A 19,655-nucleotide genomic window follows, 5' to 3' on the forward strand; every position below is an offset into this window, starting at 1 on the left:
TTTAATACCTTTAATAAGAAATATTAATGAGCGAAATTTTTCGCATAAATGTAAAGAAATTCAATATGCATTTATAAGTGTAAGTATTCATAAAATTTATAACAAATTAGAGCTTTGTGCTAAGCGCGAAAATAAAGAGGATGATAAATCTAAGTTTTCTAGTAAAGCGATTTTGTATTATCAACTCTATAGGGACAACCTAGTTAAAGGTAAAAAAATAGAGTTAGAACTTGGGTACACAGAAGCTAGAAGTATTTGGGGAGGTGATCACAGCAAATGGCCTGACAGCTTGAAGCGCAGGTTTTCGCAATATATTCCAAACTAATAACAAGTTATTTAAGCAATTTCATAGCCAGATGCTTCTACTCGGCAAATTAAAACAACTATTTATTGCCCGTTAATGGGGGAGTGCCACTTTATGAACATCCTTGTGACTATAAAATTATTCTACAGTTTTGTTAGAGTTTTTGAGAGTTTATGAAAAATTTAATCATATATTGTACAGATGAATTAAAAAACAAAGATTTTGAAGTTTCTGAATGTGAAATTACAGAAGCTCTAGATTACAGAAGTCTTTTGGCCAAAGCTCTTGATATAGAAACTATTTACGACCAAATCATTGAAGCTTACTGGGATTACAAGAACAAAGTTAATTATTGGGAATTGAGGTCAGTATCATTCCCGTTTGCAGACTATATCTTCAATTACGAAGTCCGTAGCTCATTGAACCGTTTGGCTTTTAATTTATTTAATTTAAGTAAGCTATATCTAGACTGGCATTATAATGAGAAAAAGAATCGCTGTTTTTCGTTCGAATTAACAAATGAGGATAGTATAAAACAGCAAGTCTTAGAGCATCGCAGTGAAATTTATAATGCGAATCTAAATTATGTGGTTGGCTGTAAACTTCGTGGTCATAGTCAGCATAGTTCATTACCAGTCCGATGCTTCACAACAAGTGTAAGATATGCTCCAGATACTCTAAACCAGACAGCTCATTTCGGTATCTTTTATAATTACAAAGATTTAGAAGAAGCAGGGGTGCCTGAAAAAATGTTACACAAAGATATTAAGCTTGATCTTACAGACATTATTGACGGCTTTGTATACGCTATTTCCAAAATGCATATGTTAAACCGTAAGCTAACAAAGATAGCTGTTAGCGAGGCTCAAACCTCACTCAGAACAATGTGTAAAAACTATGCTACCAAAGCCGGTTTTAAAAATTATATATGTAAGGTAGAGCATCAACACAAAAGTATTGATTTATCTCTTAATTGGTTTGAAGTTTATGATCATTTGAAAGAAAAGCACAGAGATTCAATTAATTACTCGGATATAACGTTCGTGAGAAGGTGAGAAAAACAGTTTAAAAGCTATTTTGCACGAGTGGTATATTTATTACATTTTAATTTAGTGATTAAGCCGTGATGCAACACGGTGCGTCGGACTGTTTATGGTAAATTCATATTTTTTGTCGGATGGCGTGGCTTCGCCACTTATTCGACTTACGTCAAAAGGTAGGTTGGTTAAGCCGAAGGCGCTACCCAACAAAGTTATGGGTTCACGCCCGAAGCTCTGCTGCTAGCGCTGAGCTGTCGTAAATTAATATTTAACTCAGCTCTTTTATCGCGCTACTTATTCCATCTAAACTCAGCGGGTACATTCTGTTATCCATCAGCTGCTTTATAAAATCAATTGATTGATAATACGGCCAGTGTTCAACCGGTTGTGGGTTGAGCCACGCGACTTTATCAAAGTGATTAGTGATTCGTGCCAACCACGCGCTGCCGGGTTCTTCATTCCAATGTTCTACTGAGCCGCCAGGATAGGCAATTTCATACGGGCCCATAGTGGCATCACCGACAAATATAACTTTGTAGTCGCTGGTAAACTTGTTGATCAGCGTCATGGTGTCAATAACGTTTGAGTGGCGGCGTTGGTTATCTTGCCACACGTGTTCGTATAAACAGTTATGAAAGTAGTAAAATTCTAAGTGTTTAAATTCGCTGTGGGCGGCGCTAAATAACTCTTCGCAGGTATGAATGTAGTCATCCATTGAGCCGCCAATATCAAACAGCATCAATACTTTTACCGCGTTGTGGCGCTCGGGAGCCATTTTTACATCGAGCATGCCGCCTTGTTTGGCGGTTGCGCGTATGGTTTCGTTTAAATCAAGGGTGTCGCTTGCGCCAGTACGAGCAAATTTGCGTAGCTTTTTAAGGGCCAGTTTTATGGTGCGTGAGCCAATTTCGCGGTCAGAATCGAGGTTACGGTATTCGCGCTTATCCCACACTTTTACCGCTTGGCGATTGCGGTTGCCGTCTTGACCAATGCGTATGCCCTCAGGGTTATAGCCGTATGCCCCAAAAGGCGAGGTGCCGCCGGTACCTACCCACTTATTGCCGCCAGCGTGGCGTTTTTGCTGTTCTTCTAAACGCTCTTTAAGAGTTTTCATCAGCTCGTCTAGCCCGCCCATGGCTTTTAGTTGGGCTTTTTCTTCATCACTTAGGTGCTTTTCAAACTCTTTACGCAACCAATCTTCAGGTAAATTGTGTTGCTGTTTTAAGCTCTCGAGCAGGTCTAAGTCGGCAATACCGCTAAAGTAATCGCTAAAGGCTTTATCGAACCGGTCAAAATGGGTTTCGTCCTTTACCATAATAGTGCGCGCTAAATGATAAAACGCGTCTACATCAGCAAATATAACGCCTTGTTTTAAAGCGTTAATTAAATCGAGTAGTTCGCGCAGGCTCACAGGCAAGCGGTATTTGCGTAGCGTGAAAAAAAACTGTACCAACATATTAGCGACGGCTCATAAACGCGAGCTTTTCGATTAGGCTTATGTCTTGCTCGTTTTTAAGTAGTGCGCCAAACATCGGCATTAAGCCGCCTTTTTGCGCTTTGTCGTGCAGAGTTTTCGCGTCTATATCTTCAGCCATTAATAGTTTTAACCAATCCAGTAACTCGCTGGTGGATGGCTTCTTTTTAAGGCCGTTGGCTTCGCGTAAGTTAAAAAACACTTCAAGTGCTTGGCGAACTAAATCTTGTTTAACATGCGGGTAGTGCACATCAATAATTTGCTGCATTTCGTCGCTATTTGGAAAATCAATATAATGGAAAAAGCAGCGGCGTAAAAACGCATCAGGCAGCTCTTTTTCATTGTTTGATGTGATGATCACAATAGGGCGCTCTTTGGCCACAATGCGCTCACCGGTTTCGTAAACGTGAAATTCCATTTTATCGAGTTCGAGTAGTAAATCGTTTGGAAACTCAATATCGGCTTTGTCTATTTCGTCAATAAGCAGTACTGGGCGTTTGCCGTTTAATTCAGCGTACATGAAGGCTTGCCACAGCTTACCTTTAACTATGTAGTTGCTAATATTGTGAACGCGCTCATCACCTAGCTGGCTGTCGCGCAAACGCGATACCGCATCGTACTCGTACAAACCTTGCTGCGCTTTAGTGGTTGATTTTATATGCCACTGAATAAGCTCAGTATCTAAACTTTTTGCCAGCTCTTCAGCCAACATGGTTTTACCTGTGCCCGGCTCGCCTTTAATTAAAAGCGGTTTTTGCAGCATAATAGCGGCGTTTACTGCCTGTTTTAATGCTGAGCTTGCGATGTAGTTGTCGGTTGAATTAAATTGCACGGGTCATCCTCTGGTCTGAGCAGTAATTATTATGCGTTATAATGCCATAGTTAATCGGCTTCACCAAGGTAGGCAAAACGCGCAATCGTTTTACCGTCTTTTTCTACGGTTTCAGTAAACATACTTAGTGGGCGTGCCCATATGCCGTATTCACCGTATAAGGCTTGGTAAATAACCAATTGCTCGTTGGTTTCGCTGTGAGTTGCCACATGCATAACTTTATATTGTGGGCCTTTGTAGTGTTGATATAAACCCAGTTTTAGTGCTGTAGTCATAGTCTGTTATCTTGTATAATTTGCCTTCGCTTTTTATTATGCCAAAGAATACGCCAATACTATGAATTATATTTCTCTTGATGATTACAAAAAAGCCTGGGTATTTCGCCACAAAGATATTCCGGTTTCAGATATTGATGCAGCTAATATTAAACCGATGACCAGCGAACGTGCTGCAGTGCTATGGACAACCATGGTGAGTCGTGAACATGATCATCCTGACTTTTTTGATAAAACCGATTGGTGCGCGCAAGAGCAAAACTTTAGCCAAGAAGTAAATTGGGAAGACGCATGGGAAAGCGAAGATCCCCAATTTCCTGACGCTATTTTAAACCACCTAGACTGGCAGGCTAACACCACCGTTTATTTTTGTATGGCGCGCGATAATATTATTGAAACGAGCTTTGATGTGTTTAAACGCAACTGGCAAAACTTTATGTTTTTAGCCGATGGCAGTTTATTAATTGGAAAAAAACGTAATACGGTTGTGCAATTTTTAGAATCAGGCATTGCGAAATTAGGCGAAAAGCCCTAACAATCGGTGCTTAAAAACTGTGCATTACTGTGTTATAAAACATCTATTAAGGTGTTTTTGAGTACAGCGATTGGTCGATAAAAATAAGCAGTTTGACACAAACCAACAAGTTGAAATGTGGCAAACTGATGCACAAAAAGTGCTTTATGCACAATTATGTAATGCCTTTTATCAGCGAGAGGTGCAACGCTTAGTTGCTGAACCTAATGGTGATCGTTTACGCAGGCAATTAAAAAGCCTGCCTTATTACATTGAACGTGCCGCAACACGGGTGGCTAATGCAACATCGCCTTTTACGCTCGATGCGCAAAATGGTGGGTGGCTTGAAAAGCAAAAACCAACTCCGCCAGAAGTTAATTCTTCAGCGAATGAACTTTTTTATCAAGTCTATGCCAAAGTTGGGCTGATTATTCCTGTATTATTACAAAATCACGGCCAAATTCGGGTTAGAATAGACAGCATTGACCAAGTAACTAAAACACAGGTTCATTGCAATGAGCTTGGCTGGTTTGATTTTTTAGGCCAAGGGCTTGAGCAGCAAAGTGCGCAATTACTCAAACCCAACAAAGCAACGCTTGCTGCGGCGTGTTGTGGCCACCAGTGGCAGTTTTCAAAGCGCAGTACGCCACGGGTATTATCGTTACGGGAAATGTTATTGGCTGCCAATATTAATTGGCGCAATGTTAAGCGGCCATTGGCGTAAAGCTTACAATTCAAAATTAAAATAAGGAGTGTTTAATGCGATTTTTTCAATTTGGCTTGTTGTGCTTAGCACTTTTTATTCAGTATAGACTTTGGTTTGGCCATAATGGTGTGCAAGACTACACCCGTCTAAAAAATGCGGTAGCATCGCATCAACAAACAAACGAAAAGCTGATCAAGCGTAATAAAGTATTAAAAGCGGATATAGAAGATTTAAAGCTCGGCCTTGAAGGTATTGAAGAGCGTGCCCGCAACGAATTAGGAATGATTAAACCGGACGAAACCTTTATTCGTGTTTTACCGGCTCAACACCATGACAAATAAATTTACTATTGCAGCTATTGTTCCTGCCGCAGGTGTTGGCAGCAGAATGCAACACACAACACCAAAGCAATATATTTCCTTAGCAGGGAAAACCATTTTAGAGCACACGCTCGCTAAGTTATCGCAGTTACCGCAGTTAAATTCTATAGTGGTGGCTTTGAGCGAAACCGACCCTTACTTTGACGACCTTACGCTAGCTGATCCTCGCATCTTGCGTGCTATTGGCGGTAAAGAGCGTGCAGATTCAGTATTAAACAGTTTATTGTTTTTAGCTGCCAATCCACCGACTTGGGTTTTGGTGCATGATGCAGCAAGACCTTTAGTGGATATTGCTGATATAGAGCGCCTAATAGCACAGTGCATGCAGGCTGATGAAGGCGGCATTTTAGCCAGCAAAGTAAAAGACACCGTAAAACGAGGACAAAGCCATGCGCAGCAAACAGTGCCTCGTGATGATTTATGGCAAGCACTTACGCCACAGCTTTTTAAATATGACGAGCTCAAAACAGCACTGCAAAATGCGTTAGCCAATGGGGCAATTATTACTGATGAAGCCAGTGCCATGGAATGGGCAAATAAGCCGGTAAGGTTGGTGGCGGGGCGCAGTGATAATATTAAAATTACCACCCCAGAAGATTTAGACTTAGCAGGTTTTTTACTGCAAAAACAAAATAATGAGAGTGCAACATGATACGAGTAGGCCATGGTTTTGACGTGCATAAGTTTGGTGGCCAAGGGCCTTTAACCATCTGCGGCGAAAAAATTGATTACCCGCAAGGCTTTTTAGCGCACTCAGATGGTGATGTAGCTATTCATGCTTTATGTGACGCGATTTTAGGCTCATTGGCATTAGGTGATATTGGTAAGCACTTTCCAGATACAGCCAGTGAGTATGAAAATATCGATAGCCGTATTTTACTTCGCCATGTAGTGAGTCTAGCCAAGCAACAGGGCTATGTATTGGGCAATGCGGATGTCACCATTGTGGCACAAGCACCAAAAATGCTGCCGCACATTCAAGAAATGCGAACCAATCTTGCCAGTGATTTAAATGCTGAACTCTCACAGGTAAATGTTAAAGCTACAACCACTGAAAAGCTCGGGTTTGAGGGGCGTAAAGAAGGTATTTCAAGTCATGCCGTAGTCATTATGAGTAAAGAAAGCGCATGAGCGAATTAAATTATTTATACGGCGCGCCGCTTTCTAAAGCCGATTTTAAAACCACCGCAGAAGACTTTATGGTTGATGAAGATCTCGGTATAGAGTTTACCGGCAGTGGTGAACACGTGTGTTTGCAAGTGGTTAAAAAGGGTGAAAACACCCAATATGTTGCCAAGCTGATTGCACAAAAAGCGGGTGTATCGCCACGTGATGTAAGCTATGCCGGTATGAAAGACCGCCATGGAGTATGCTCGCAGTGGTTTAGCGTAAAAGTACCGATTAAAAAGCATATTGATTTTACTGAGCTCAACAGCGAAAGCGTGTTTGTGGTATCGCAACAGCGCCATGAGCGAAAATTGCGCACCGGTTGTCATAAAGGAAATAGATTTACTATTACCTTGCGTAATGTAACCGAGCCGCTTGATATTTTGTGCCGTATAAACGCAGTGCGTGCTGGTGTGCCTAACTACTTTGGTGAGCAGCGTTTTGGCCGTGATGGGCATAACTTAGTCATGGCTGAAAAAATGTTTGCCGGTGAGCGCATACGCGATAAAAAGCTGCGAGGCATTATTATTTCAGCTGCGCGTTCACATGTGTTTAATCAAATTGTTAGTTTACGCGTGGCTGAGCATGGCCTTGCTAAAACCATGCACCGCGAAGTATTTATGCTCAGTGGCAGTAATGCATTTTTTGAAGATGCGATCAGCGATGAAAATATTGCACGTCTTGCCTCTGGCGATATTATGATGTCGGCGCCCATGGTGGGCAAAAGCGAAAAAGGCCTTACCGAACAAGAAAAAACATGGTTGGCACCGTATCAAGCATGGTGTGATGGCTTAGGTGAGTTAGGGCTTAAAAACGAGCGCAGAATGCTGCGTTTAATCCCCCAAGAGCTAAGCATAGAAACACTTGATGAACGCACATTAAAACTCAGCTTTGGTTTACCCAAAGGCTGCTTTGCAACGGCTTTACTGCGCGAACTGGTCGATTATACTGATGCCAGCCCTCGCGAGCGAAAAGAAAAGGATACCGCAGATGAAGATTCTATTAAGTAATGATGATGGTGTTAATGCCAAAGGTATTGCTGTTTTATACCAAGCATTAACACAAATTGCTGAGGTAACGCTGGTTGCGCCAGATAGAAATTGCAGTGGCGCAAGTAATTCACTGACGTTAATGAATCCTTTGCGTGCAACGACACTCGACAATGGCTTTATGTCGGTTAATGGCACGCCAACGGATTGTGTGCATTTAGGTGTGAATCAATTAATGGATGAAAAGCCCGATTTAGTGGTAGCCGGTATTAACCACGGCGGCAATTTAGGTGACGATACACTTTACTCTGGTACGGTTGCTGCGGCGACTGAAGGTCGTCATCTGGGTTTACCAGCAATTGCGGTGTCTTTGTGCTCTCACCATGGTGAACACTTTGAAACGGCAGCAGCCGTTACGGTCAATATTATTAAAGGGCTTGCTTCGCATCCACTGCCTAAAGATCAGATCATCAATATTAATGTGCCAGATATTCCTTTAAGTGAGCTAAAAGGGGTTCAGGTAACTCGCTTAGGCGCGCGACACAAAGCAGAAACCATGACTAAGCAAAGCGATCCTTGGGGACGCGATATTTTTTGGTATGGTTCTTTGGGTACAGAAAGCGATGCCGGTGAAGGCACCGATTTTTATGCTGTAAATAATGGCTATGCATCAGTCACCCCATTGAGCGTTGATATGACCGCTAAAGACAGTATCAAAGCTGTGGGAGAGTGGTTAGCCGAGTTGGAGATCAACCGTGCTGGCTAATTATACCCGCAGTGCACAAGCGCTTTCAGATCTATTACAACGAGAGGGCGTAGAAGATAAGGAGGTTTTAAAGGCGATTTCGCAAATTCCTCGGCATATTTTTATTGATGATGTACTAAAGCACAAAGCGTATCAAAATACGGCGCTACCGATAGGGCAAGGACAAACTATTTCTCAGCCTTACATTGTTGCCCGCATGACCGAATTGATGCGTTTAGCTGGCGTGAAAAGTAAAGTGTTAGAAATTGGTACCGGATCCGGCTATCAAACCGCGGTACTGGCTAAAACCTTTGATAAGGTGTATTCGGTTGAGCGTATAAAAGCTTTGCAATGGCAAGCAAAGCGTCGATTACATCAGCTCGATTTATATAATGTCACTATGAAACACGGTGACGGTTGGCAAGGATGGCAATCGCAAGCGCCATTTAATGGCATTATTGTGACGGCTGCGGCAACGATTATCCCTCCAGAACTACTCGCACAACTTGCAGATGGAGGCGTATTACTCGCCCCCATTGGTGAGGCAGAACAAAAATTAACCATGGTTATTCGCCAAGGCGATAGCTTTACAGAGCATGTAATTGCGCCAGTAAGATTTGTACCTTTGGTCCCTGGCGATATTGAATAGGAATTCATTTTGAAGTTGTTTACCAAGTTATATGATATGGCCTTAGTGTGGGCTAAGCATCGCCATGCAGAACGTTATTTAGCAGGGATGAGCTTTGCCGAATCGGTTTTTTTTCCGGTGCCACCCGATGTAATGTTAGCGCCTATGTCGCTGGCACAACCGAGTAAAGCATGGCGATTTGCAAGCTTTGCTACCGTAGCTTCTGTGCTTGGTGGCGTGCTAGGTTATCTACTAGGGTTTTGGTTATTTGAACCTGTTGTAGAGCCTTTTATTGCACAAATGCAATGGCAAGATAAATTTAATACGGCACTTACATGGTTTAAAGATTATGGCGTATGGGTGGTATTTTTAGCCGGGTTTTCGCCTATTCCTTATAAGGTATTTACTATTGGTGCAGGGGTATTACAAATGGCGTTTTTACCCTTTATTGTTGCATCGGCGGTTGGACGAGGGGCGCGTTTCTTTTTAGTATCTGCTTTAATGAAATGGGGCGGAGTTAAAATGGAGCAAAAATTACGTCAATATATTGAAGTGCTTGGCTGGGCTGTTGTTGCTTTAATTGTTGTTGCGTACATTTTATTACGTTAAGTACTATATATTAATGTTATTAACGCAGAGGGCAAAACGCATTGAATAAACAAATACGCTGTTATGTTGCTTTATTTATTAGTGTTTTGCTCTGTGCATGCTCGTCTCGCCATGTTCCCGCTCCGGTAAGCAGTTTAAATAATAATATTAATGACTATCCCTCACGGATTAATATTAACGGCGGAAAATACACAGTACAAAAAGGCGATACACTTTACTCGATTGCTTTTAGTGCCGGAAAAGATTTCAGAGAGCTTGCAAAAAACAATTCAATTCCATCACCTTACACTATTGTTCCTGGTCAGGTTGTTTCTCTTTTAGAACCAAGTAAGCCAAGGGTTACAGCAAAAACGAATGAAAAACACCCAGCTAAAAAGTCATCTCATTTACAAAAAAATAACAAAAAATTAAAGAAAGAGCTTGATAAGCCGAAAAAACGAAGGTATGTTCAAAAACAAGCTAACCAAAAAATTAGCAAGTCTCAAGGTTCTACAAACAGAAAGTTGAGTTGGTTTTGGCCTGCTAAAGGTAAAATAATCCAACGCTTTTCTAACAAGGAAAATGGTTATAAAGGCCTACAGATTGCTAATAAAAAGGGGACGGCAGTATTCGCCGCTGCTCAAGGAACGGTAGTCTATGCGGGTAGTGCACTAAGAGGTTACGGTAATTTAATTATATTGAAACATAATGATGATTACCTAAGTGCTTATGCACATAACTCAAAGTTACTTGTTAAAGAAAAGCAAATAGTGAAAGCGGGACAAAAAATAGCAGAAATTGGTAATTCAGAGTCTTCAGTAACGGCACTTCGCTTTGAAATTCGTTATCGAGGAAAAGCTGTTAACCCTGCTAAATACCTACCCTGAACTAAAGGTGTTGATTGACAGTTCTGGAGAAGGCTCATGGCTAATACAGCAAAAGCTAATAAAACGACTACAGACCTTAATCATAAAGTTATTGATAGCTTGCTCAGGAGAAGTCTTATGGCTGATGTAGCAAAAGCTGAGAAAACCCCCACTGATGATAAGTTTGACGATTCAAAAGTTGAAGAGCCAACGCAACTACTTGATGACGTGGAAGATGAAGACGTATTTGTAAAAGAAGAAGTCACTAAAAACCTCGACGCCACTCAGTTATACCTAGGCGAAATTGGTTTTTCCCCTCTATTAAGTGCCGAAGAAGAAGTTTTTTTTGCACGAAAATCGCTTAAAGGCTGTGAAGCTTCCCGTAAACGCATGATTGAAAGTAACTTACGCTTGGTTGTGAAAATTGCGCGCAGGTATAACAATCGTGGGCTTGCTCTACTCGATTTAATTGAAGAAGGCAACTTAGGACTCATTAGAGCGGTTGAAAAGTTTGATCCTGAACGTGGTTTTCGATTTTCTACTTATGCTACATGGTGGATACGTCAAACCATTGAGCGGGCGATAATGAATCAAACGCGTACTATTCGTTTGCCTATTCATGTAGTTAAAGAGCTTAACGTTTATTTACGTACAGCACGTGAGCTAACGCAAAAGCTTGATCATGAGCCTACCGCAGAAGAAATTGCAGAAAGCTTAGATAGACCGGTTGAAGACGTCACCAAAATGCTACGCCTAAATGAAAAAATAGCCTCTGTAGATATGCCCATTGGTGGCGAGAATGACAGTGCATTATTAGATGTGATAGCTGATGAAAAAAATGTAGGCCCCGAAGGTGAAGTACAAAACAACGATATGAATACGCATATTATTGACTGGTTAGGTGAATTAAACCCTAAGCAACGCGAAGTACTTGCACGTCGGTTTGGTTTACTAGGCTATGAACCCTCAACCCTTGAAGATGTTGGCCGTGAAATAGGCTTAACCCGTGAGCGAGTTCGCCAAATACAGGTTGAGGCGTTACGTCGGTTAAAAGATATTTTGCAACAAGAAGGCTTAAGTACCGAAAGCTTATTTGAACAGTTCGCTTAATCTAATCTAAACACACAGAAAAATGAATACAGCCCGGCTTTTTAAGCCGGGCTGTTTGCGTTTAAAGCAGTGCTTTTAATTTATAAAGCAGTTCATGCGCCTGACGCGGTGATAGGTTATCAGGGTCTATTGCGCTCATTTGTTGCTCAAGCTCACTAGGCTGAATTATTTGCGGTTCACTATCAAACGGTAAAACCTGTTGCTCTGTAGTAACTGTGGTGACACTTTGATGGTTTTCAAGCAAGCTTAGCTTTTGTTTAGCTTGGGCAATAACTGCTTTAGGCACCCCGGCCAGTGCAGCTACTTGCAAACCAAAGCTCTTACTCGCTGCGCCATCTAATACCGTATGCATAAAGGCAATGGTATCGTTGTGTTCGATGGCATCTAGGTGCACATTAACCAGCCCAGGCGTTTGCTCTGCAAGCTCTGTAAGTTCAAAGTAATGGGTTGCAAACAGGGTTTTAGCCGCTATTTTTGAAGCGAGGTGATCAGCCGTCGCGTACGCCAGTGATAAACCATCGTAAGTACTGGTTCCTCGGCCTATTTCATCCATAAGCACCAATGATTGCGCGGTGGCATTATTTAAAATAGCCGCGGTTTCGGTCATTTCAACCATGAAGGTTGAACGCCCAGATGCTAAGTCGTCACTGGCGCCAATACGGGTAAATATTCTATCTATATTACCGATTTTAGCGCTATCGGCAGGAACGTAACAGCCAATATGTGCCATAAGCACAATAAGCGCAGTTTGGCGCATGTAGGTTGATTTACCGCCCATGTTAGGGCCGGTAATAATCAACATTTTACGCTGGTTATTGAGCTCCACAGGATTGGCAATAAACGGGTCTTTCATTACCTGCTCTACCACAGGGTGGCGGCCTTGTTTAATGCTGATATTATCGTTATCGCAAAGCTCAGGCTTGGCATAATTAAGTGTTTGGGCACGCTCTGCTAAATTGTTCAGTACATCTAGATCGGCAATTACTGAGGCCATTATTTGTAGCTGCTCAATATGCGGAGCTATAAATTCGAATAACTGTTCGTATAATTGTTTTTCAAGGGCCAGCGCTTTTGATTGACTGCCGAGAACTTTGTCTTCGTGTTCTTTTAGTTCTGGGATTATATAGCGTTCGTTATTTTTTAATGTTTGACGACGAATGTAATCTGCAGGCACTAAGTGCGAGTTGGCGCGACTCACTTCAATAAAAAAGCCATGCACTCGGTTATAACCAATTTTAAGTGTACTAATACCGGTGCGTTTACGTTCGCGCTGCTCTAGCTGTTCAAGCACATCGGTGGCACCTTGGCTTAAATTACGCCACTCATCGAGTTCGCTGTTATACCCTGGCGCAATAACGCCGCCATCACGAATTAACACTGGCGGATTATCAATGACAGCACGTTCAAGTAATGCTTGTAGCTCAGGAAGCTCTTTAGAATGCGTAATTATATGTGAAATACGTGTATCAGTTGCATCGTTTAATAAGCTATGCAGTGGCGCCAATGCTTGAAGCGCACTGCGAAGCCGTGTTAAATCGCGTGGGCGAGCGGTATGTAATGCCAAGCGAGCAATTACACGTTCTATATCACCAATCTCTTTGAGCGCGTCATGCAGTTCACCACATAATTGTGCATCTAAAATAGCAGTAATAGCATTAAGTCGTGAGTTGAGTTCATCTTTATTACGAATAGGAGTATGAATGCGACGTTTAAGTAATCGCGAGCCCATCGCCGTTGCTGTTTTATCAAGCACTTGGGCTAAGGTGTTTTCAAAGCCGCCGGATAAATTAACCGTTAACTCAAGGTTTTTACGGGTTGGCGCATCCAAAATAACCGCGTGTTCGTTATGCTCAAGAGTGATTGCGCGGATGTGCGGTAATGCAATACGTTGGGTATCTTTTACGTACTGCATTAAACAGCCTGCTGCAACCAAGGCGCTATGTGCTTTGTCGACGCCAAACCCCACTAAATCTTTGGTCCCAAACTGCTCGCACAGTAAGTGTTGCGCGGTATCAAGGTCAAACTCCCAATCAGGGCGACGTCTTGCCCCTTTAATGTGTTCAATTAAGTGAGTGTTATCAAAGTGTTCGCTATACAGTAATTCAGCAGGCGCTAAGCGTTGTAGCGTTGAGCTAAATGCTTCATCAGTGTTTACTTCAACAACATTAAAGCGCCCTGAGTTGATATCAAGATACGCAATACCGTATTGGCCTTTTTTATTTTGCCAAACACTGGTTAAAAGGTTGTCTTGGCGTTCTTGCAGTAAGGCTTCGTCAGAAATGGTACCCGGAGTGACAATACGTACTACCTTGCGCTCAACAGGACCTTTGCTGGTGGCTGGGTCGCCCACTTGCTCACAAATAGCCACCGACTCGCCCATTTGTACTAAGCGGGCTAAATAGTTTTCTACTGCATGATAAGGCACGCCCGCCATAGGAATAGGATCGCCGCCGGCTTTGCCACGATGTGTTTGTGAAATATCAAGCAATTGCGCGGCGCGTTTTGCGTCATCAAAAAAGAGTTCGTAAAAATCCCCCATCCGATAAAACAATAAAATATCGCGATGCTCTGATTTTATTTTTAGATACTGCTGCATCATAGGGGTTTGTTGTTTTATAGTGTGCGGTGCATAAAGATCAAACGACATGTATTTACCCAAAGGCTGAATATGGAATTACATCAAGAGATTAAGACACTTGCTGCGCAATTAGGCGCTATTTTAACGGATAAACGCTTATGGATCACTACCGCTGAATCATGTACTGGTGGTGGTGTGAGTTATTCGCTTACCGATACCCCCGGAAGCTCTGCATATATTGACCGCGCATTTGTCACTTATAGCAATAACGCAAAGCATGAATTACTCAATGTGAAGCGTGATACCCTCGAGGAATTTGGCGCGGTGAGCGAACAAACAGTCATTGAGATGGCAGCAGGTGCATGTAAGGCGGCTAATGCTGATATTGGCATTGCTATTTCAGGAATTGCAGGTCCCGGTGGTGCCACTGAGGGCAAACCGGTAGGGCTTGTGTGGTTTGGGCTACAAATTAACGGTAAACACTGGACGTTTGAGCAAGTATTTGATGGAGATAGGGCGCAAGTTAGGCTGCAAGCTATTGTATTTTCATTGAAAAGTATAATAGAGAAGATAAAATAATAAAATTAGCTTGATACTGTGATTTCATACAGTATACTTGTCTGCATTAGCTGGATTTGGAGAGTAAAATGAACGATAACAAACAAAAAGCATTGGACGCAGCTTTATCACAAATTGAACGTCAATTTGGTAAAGGCTCAATTATGAAATTGGGTGATAACAAGGCGTTAAACATTGACGCTGTATCAACAGGCTCGCTAGGTATCGATATTGCTTTAGGCATAGGCGGCTTACCAATGGGGCGTATTGTTGAAGTATATGGCCCAGAGTCATCAGGTAAAACAACGCTAACATTGCAAGTTATCGCTGAAGCTCAAAAAGAAGGTAAAACGTGTGCCTTTGTTGATGCTGAGCATGCTCTTGATCCAATTTATGCACAAAAACTAGGCGTTAACATTGATGAGTTACTGGTATCTCAACCAGATACGGGTGAGCAAGCACTGGAAATTTGTGACATGTTAGTGCGTTCAAGCGCGGTTGATGTGGTTATTGTCGATTCGGTTGCAGCATTAACGCCAAAAGCTGAAATTGAAGGCGACATGGGTGATTCACACATGGGCTTACAAGCACGTTTAATGTCACAAGCATTACGTAAGCTGACTGGTAACATTAAGCGCTCAAACACGCTATGTATTTTCATTAACCAAATCCGTATGAAAATTGGTGTAATGTTTGGTAACCCTGAAACAACAACCGGTGGTAACGCCCTGAAATTTTACGCCTCTGTACGTATTGATATTCGTCGTATTGGTTCGGTAAAAGAAGGCGACGAGGTTGTTGGTAATGAAACGCGCGTTAAAATTGTTAAAAACAAAGTTGCACCGCCGTTTAAACAAGCTGAATTTATCATTATGTATGGTGAAGGTATTTCTAAGCAGGGTGAGCTGATTGATTTAGGTGTTAAGCACAAACTTGTTGAAAAAGCAGGTGCTTGGTATAGCTACAATGGCAACAAAGTTGGCCAAGGTAAGTCTAATTCGATTAAGTTCCTTAAAGAAAACCCTGAAATTGCAGATGAAATTGAAGGTAAACTGCGTGAAATGCTATTGCTAAAAGCAACAGTTGAGCCAGAAGATGGCGAAGACGTATTAGGTGACGAAGGCGACCTTTAAGCCAATTAGTCTTAAAAGCTTGATTTGACCCGAGCTTAAAAAAAGCGCTAACCAATTAGGTTAGCGCTTTTTTATTGCTTGCTATAAATTGACTTAAGCTCTGTTCATGAGAGCCCAGTACTCAGGTTTATAGCTGCCAGTTAACTGACAGTGAGTAGTTACGCGGTGCACCGTAGTAACCTTGAGCCCAATAGAGGCTGTTTATGTATTTTTCATCAGTGCTGTTATTAACATTGAAGGTAACACCGACGTTTTGAGTGATTTCGTAGGTGGCCATTAAATCTAGTAAGCCATAAGCACCTTGTTTTGTAGTAACCAATGCGTTGCCTGCTGGATCTTTTACTTGCACGCGGCTAATAGAGTCTTGCCAGCGGTAATTAGCACCTAAGGTTAAACCATCAATAAATGGCACCTGATAAGTGGCAGCCATTTTTAATTGGTTTTCTGGGGTGTAGTCTTTAACAAGTTCGTCACCATCAATACTTAAATTACTAAAGCTGATACTGGCACTTAAATCATCAGTTAAGCGACCGCTTAGCTCAATTTCGAATCCATCGCTATTGATACCATCTGCAGCATAATAACGCGTATCGCTAGGAAGAGAGTTTGGAAGTGCAACAGCAAGTCCATCTTGCTCGGCATCAAAGTAGGCGAGTGTAACAAATACTTGCTCACCTAAAAGCTGTGCTTTTAGGCCAACCTCAGTACTTTTGCCAATTACAGGAGCCAGTTGTTCAGCGTTAATGTCTAACTCTTTTTGTGGTACAAACGTTTCGGTATAGCTAGCATACGCAGATAACGACTCGGTAAAATCGTACACTGTGCCAATATAAGGAATTAATTCTGAGTCATCACGGGTTTGTACTACATCATAAGCAATACCTTTAGTTTCCCAGTCGGTATAGCGTACTCCAGCTAAAAGGCTCAATGGTTCAGCTAATTTGATGCGAGTTGATATATAAGCCGACCTTTGTGTGTTTTGTACATCACTGCCATTAGGTCTATCAACCAATGTCGCTTCTGGAATAACACCATCCCAACTTGCTAAATCAGGCATATCTGGAAAACCATTACCTGTAGTGTAGTCATAAAGCGATTGGTCATTAAAGTCCATGTTTGCTTGGCTGATGCCGAATGATAAGTCGTGCTCTAGCGAAAATAGCTCAAACTTACCGCTGGCATATAAATCATACAAATCTTGTGTGTCTTTGTAATCATAACGACTCGCATAGCCCGTTAAACCTAAACCAGTTTCTTTATCTGGTGTGCCATACACATAAAACAACTCTGAATTTTGTTCATTTTTTATGTGGGCATAACGCGCTTTAGCGACCCAAGTCGCTGATAAGTTTTGCTCAAGTGTTACATAAACACGTTCAGCACTATTATCCCAATACGACCAATCTGCAGCTGTGCTAGTTGAGTCATCATAGTTAGTCGCTGAGCCATCAGTGTAATAAAGTGGTAACGCGCCCCATAAAGGACTGTCGGCATCTTTTTGTTCGTTTACGTAGTTGATGCTCAGTAGTGTATCGTCAGTCAGCTTACCCTCATAGGCAAGGTAGGCAGCGGTTTTATCGGTTTCGTAACGGTCTAGGTATGACTCTTTATCTTGCTTAGTAAATACAGCACGAACAGCGTGTTCATCGTTAATCGGTGTGGAAACATCAATATCTACACGTTTATTATTCCACGAACCATAAGAAGCGGATGCATGAGCTTGCGTTGTGTAGGTTGGTTTTTTTAGCACCATATTTACAGTAGCTGATGGGTTACCTGCACCGGTCATCATGCCGTTGGCACCACGCACTATTTCAACGCGATCGTAAATTGCCGTATCAAGTGTACCTTGAATTGAACCTGAGCTTTGCGGCGTGCCTAAACCATCAATTAAAAAGTTAGTTATTTCAAAACCACGGGCTTTAAAGTAAGTACGATCGGTTTCTATTTGTTCCACTGTTACGCCTGGGGTGCTTTCTAATACCGCATTAATATCATCAAGTGAAAAGTCATCCATCAACGCACGTGAGACAACAGAAATTGACTGTGGAGTTTCTTTAATTGTTAAACCTAGCTTAGTCGCTGACTGTGCTTCTTCGGTAATATAATTTTTATGATGTTGCCCATAAACGGCAATTTTTTCTAAAGGTAGGTCGTCTTGCGTGTCGTTAGCAATAGCATGCCCAGATAAAACCAGTGAAGTAAGTAGACTCAGTTTAAATGCAGAGTTTTTATGTTTGTACAGCATCTTGTTTCCCATAAGATAAAATGTGGGTGTAATTTAATCTAAATGAGAGTGATTTGCAATTGCGTTAAGTCGGTATTTTACACATCTTTGATATTTTTTAAATAAAGCGTGTGGTTGTAGTTAACCTGAGCGCTAGTTAAAAACCAAAAAAGCGGCCGAAGCCGCTCAGGAAGTAAATCAGTACTTTAATCAGTAAAGAAATTAAAATGCATATTTAACAGAGAACTGTAAGCGATCCATATCGCCATCTACGCCACTTTCAAGCTCACGTTCTGCATGTTTTAATTCAGCACCAAAGGTTAAGCGTTTAACCGGTGAGTACAGAATATTTGCGCTGTAGCTTTGGCTTGATTCTGTCGGATCACCTGAGAATGAAAGTAAGTCTGTATTGTTATCTGCTGAGAAAAACGAATATAGGAATGTAGAGCGCCATTGGCTGTTCCACTTATGTTGATAAGCAATAAAACCTGATGTTGAATCAATGGCATCTAAATCATCACCGTTGAGTACCGCACCACGTGCTACGTTTAGACCAACATAACGGCCTAACCCTTTACCTTGAGTAAGCATAAATTTAAGGTTGTCTTCACCTAGTTTAACCATACCTGATGCACTGACACCAAAAGAAGTTTCATCGGCATCAACACCGCCTACTTTATAAGTTAATTGACGAGCGAGTGCAGCAACTACAAAGTTACCCCAGTCAGCATTGTGGGTATAGCGTGCAGTAAAATCAGGTAATGAGGCATCATCCGTCACTGCCATGCCACCACCAGGTGTTGTAATTGTACTTTCTGGGTTTTCTAAAGAGAAAGACCATGCGCCCGTAGTGTATTTAATTTGAGATTGACGAACAAAGACGGTGCCTTCAGCTGGGCCAACAAAATCAAGCGCTTCTGGTAATGCACCGACGTTTTGAAAGTTTGACCATGTTTGACCAAATAACCAGCCATCATAAGAAATAAAGGCATGGCGAATACGCGGAGAATATGAATTGGACACACGCTCGTTACCGCCAGGAGCAGAAGCTAAAAAGTCTAACTCAATTTTAGTTTTAACCGTTTTGCCATTATCTAAAAGTGTAGACGTACCAAAGTTAAAGCGAGATTCACGTGCGTGCATATCAAATACAGCATCTGAGTTATTATCGCTGCCAACGGTTAATGTACTTGGTACATAAAAGTCACGGCCAACACTGGTGCCTGCAGGCGCACCTGCTGAGTAGTCACTCCACATTGCGTCGAGTTTAATGTATCCACCGTAGGTGAATTCGGTATCACCTATTTTTGCAGCTGTTGCGGCATAAGCTGTGCTAGAAAGTGCACAAAGTACAGCTGTAGCTGCCAGTGTTTTAATTGGAGTAAGTTTCATTGTTGCGTCCTTTTATAGGCTACTTGTTGTATGTTTTTTCTAACGTGTGTTACTTATATAGTACTAACAAATTGAATTTACATAGTTTTAATTTAATTTATAAGTAAATAAGGATTGTTAATAAACAGTCAATACTTTTAAGTATTTAA

At 41.8% G+C, this 19,655-nt stretch carries 21 protein-coding genes; 15 read left to right on the forward strand and 6 right to left on the reverse strand.

Translation table 11 applies throughout. The features are described from left to right. Together QL984_RS17010 and QL984_RS17015 are read left to right on the forward strand one after the other, a co-directional pair. On the forward strand, positions 1-325 hold a 325-nt coding region (locus QL984_RS17010), incomplete at its 5' end, for a hypothetical protein (RefSeq protein WP_290173038.1). A 152-nt stretch (positions 326-477) separates the two neighbouring features. Continuing rightward, positions 478-1,359 carry a hypothetical protein gene (locus QL984_RS17015; protein ID WP_128583114.1) on the forward strand — a complete coding sequence of 294 codons (882 nt, stop codon included), beginning with the start codon at positions 478-480 and terminating at the stop codon, positions 1,357-1,359. A 253-nt stretch (positions 1,360-1,612) separates the two neighbouring features. Here QL984_RS17015 and QL984_RS17020 read toward each other — a convergent pair whose 3' ends face one another. The 3 genes from QL984_RS17020 to QL984_RS17030 are packed head-to-tail and all read right to left on the reverse strand — an operon-like array spanning position 1,613 to position 3,925. Continuing rightward, complete coding sequence (locus QL984_RS17020; protein WP_064663074.1) at positions 1,613-2,800, reverse strand: VWA domain-containing protein; 1,188 nt, start codon at positions 2,798-2,800, stop codon at positions 1,613-1,615. A 1-nt stretch (position 2,801) separates the two neighbouring features. Continuing rightward, entirely contained in the window at positions 2,802-3,650 is an 849-nt protein-coding gene (locus QL984_RS17025) for a MoxR family ATPase (RefSeq protein WP_008464234.1), read from the reverse strand. Between the two features lie 50 nt (positions 3,651-3,700). Then, on the reverse strand, positions 3,701-3,925 hold the full coding sequence (locus QL984_RS17030) for a DUF1653 domain-containing protein (RefSeq protein WP_008110327.1): 225 nt from the start codon (positions 3,923-3,925) through the stop codon (positions 3,701-3,703). 61 nt (positions 3,926-3,986) lie between these two features. Here QL984_RS17030 and QL984_RS17035 point away from each other — a divergent pair, with 61 nt between their 5' ends. The 11 genes from QL984_RS17035 to rpoS all read left to right on the forward strand — a co-directional run bounded on the left by QL984_RS17035 (position 3,987) and on the right by rpoS (position 11,618). Beyond that, complete coding sequence (locus tag QL984_RS17035) at positions 3,987-4,460, forward strand: DUF2947 domain-containing protein (RefSeq protein ID WP_013465675.1); 474 nt, start codon at positions 3,987-3,989, stop codon at positions 4,458-4,460. A 115-nt stretch (positions 4,461-4,575) separates the two neighbouring features. After that, positions 4,576-5,163 carry a hypothetical protein gene (locus tag QL984_RS17040; RefSeq protein WP_174961892.1) on the forward strand — a complete coding sequence of 196 codons (588 nt, stop codon included), beginning with the start codon at positions 4,576-4,578 and terminating at the stop codon, positions 5,161-5,163. 35 nt (positions 5,164-5,198) lie between these two features. Beyond that, positions 5,199-5,486: a cell division protein FtsB gene (gene ftsB, locus QL984_RS17045; protein WP_013465673.1), complete on the forward strand. Its 288-nt coding sequence runs from the start codon at positions 5,199-5,201 to the stop codon at positions 5,484-5,486. After that, positions 5,476-6,177: a 2-C-methyl-D-erythritol 4-phosphate cytidylyltransferase gene (ispD, locus tag QL984_RS17050; protein WP_290173039.1), complete on the forward strand. Its 702-nt coding sequence runs from the start codon at positions 5,476-5,478 to the stop codon at positions 6,175-6,177. Before ftsB ends, ispD begins: the two co-directional genes overlap by 11 nt. Next, positions 6,174-6,656, forward strand: coding sequence for a 2-C-methyl-D-erythritol 2,4-cyclodiphosphate synthase (ispF, locus tag QL984_RS17055; RefSeq protein WP_290173040.1), 483 nt, complete (start codon positions 6,174-6,176; stop codon positions 6,654-6,656). The genes ispD and ispF overlap by 4 nt, the downstream gene beginning before the upstream one ends. Continuing rightward, a complete protein-coding gene (locus tag QL984_RS17060; protein ID WP_290173041.1) occupies positions 6,653-7,702 on the forward strand; it encodes a tRNA pseudouridine(13) synthase TruD in 1,050 nt (349 codons plus the stop codon). The genes ispF and QL984_RS17060 overlap by 4 nt, the downstream gene beginning before the upstream one ends. After that, positions 7,683-8,447 carry a 5'/3'-nucleotidase SurE gene (gene surE, locus QL984_RS17065; RefSeq protein ID WP_028833935.1) on the forward strand — a complete coding sequence of 255 codons (765 nt, stop codon included), beginning with the start codon at positions 7,683-7,685 and terminating at the stop codon, positions 8,445-8,447. Before QL984_RS17060 ends, surE begins: the two co-directional genes overlap by 20 nt. Next, positions 8,437-9,075, forward strand: coding sequence for a protein-L-isoaspartate(D-aspartate) O-methyltransferase (locus tag QL984_RS17070; protein ID WP_036953558.1), 639 nt, complete (start codon positions 8,437-8,439; stop codon positions 9,073-9,075). The genes surE and QL984_RS17070 overlap by 11 nt, the downstream gene beginning before the upstream one ends. 9 nt (positions 9,076-9,084) lie before the next feature. After that, the gene (locus tag QL984_RS17075) at positions 9,085-9,663 is read left to right on the forward strand and encodes a YqaA family protein (RefSeq protein WP_016899662.1); all 579 of its coding nucleotides are present in this window, start codon (positions 9,085-9,087) and stop codon (positions 9,661-9,663) included. Between the two features lie 41 nt (positions 9,664-9,704). Further along, on the forward strand, positions 9,705-10,529 hold the full coding sequence (locus tag QL984_RS17080; protein WP_075169726.1) for a peptidoglycan DD-metalloendopeptidase family protein: 825 nt from the start codon (positions 9,705-9,707) through the stop codon (positions 10,527-10,529). 117 nt (positions 10,530-10,646) lie between these two features. Then, on the forward strand, positions 10,647-11,618 hold the full coding sequence (gene rpoS / locus QL984_RS17085; protein ID WP_028833937.1) for an RNA polymerase sigma factor RpoS: 972 nt from the start codon (positions 10,647-10,649) through the stop codon (positions 11,616-11,618). Between the two features lie 61 nt (positions 11,619-11,679). On the opposite strand, the gene mutS is transcribed toward rpoS, so the two are convergent. After that, complete coding sequence (gene mutS / locus QL984_RS17090) at positions 11,680-14,265, reverse strand: DNA mismatch repair protein MutS (protein ID WP_290173042.1); 2,586 nt, start codon at positions 14,263-14,265, stop codon at positions 11,680-11,682. 21 nt (positions 14,266-14,286) lie between these two features. Between mutS and QL984_RS17095 the strand changes: the two genes are divergently transcribed. Both QL984_RS17095 and recA read left to right on the forward strand, forming a co-directional pair. Next, a complete protein-coding gene (locus QL984_RS17095; protein ID WP_024602330.1) occupies positions 14,287-14,775 on the forward strand; it encodes a CinA family protein in 489 nt (162 codons plus the stop codon). Positions 14,776-14,843: 68 nt separating this feature from the next. Beyond that, the gene (gene recA, locus QL984_RS17100; RefSeq protein WP_013465663.1) at positions 14,844-15,887 is read left to right on the forward strand and encodes a recombinase RecA; all 1,044 of its coding nucleotides are present in this window, start codon (positions 14,844-14,846) and stop codon (positions 15,885-15,887) included. 127 nt (positions 15,888-16,014) lie between these two features. Here the strand turns inward: recA and QL984_RS17105 are convergent, their stop codons facing one another. Together QL984_RS17105 and QL984_RS17110 are read right to left on the reverse strand one after the other, a co-directional pair. Then, a complete protein-coding gene (locus QL984_RS17105; RefSeq protein ID WP_290173044.1) occupies positions 16,015-18,135 on the reverse strand; it encodes a TonB-dependent siderophore receptor in 2,121 nt (706 codons plus the stop codon). 201 nt (positions 18,136-18,336) lie between these two features. After that, positions 18,337-19,506: a DcaP family trimeric outer membrane transporter gene (locus QL984_RS17110; RefSeq protein ID WP_013465661.1), complete on the reverse strand. Its 1,170-nt coding sequence runs from the start codon at positions 19,504-19,506 to the stop codon at positions 18,337-18,339. Positions 19,507-19,655: the final 149 nt, after the last annotated feature.

This window comes from Pseudoalteromonas sp. APC 3495 (assembly GCF_030407645.1).
Lineage (GTDB): Bacteria > Pseudomonadota > Gammaproteobacteria > Enterobacterales > Alteromonadaceae > Pseudoalteromonas > Pseudoalteromonas tetraodonis.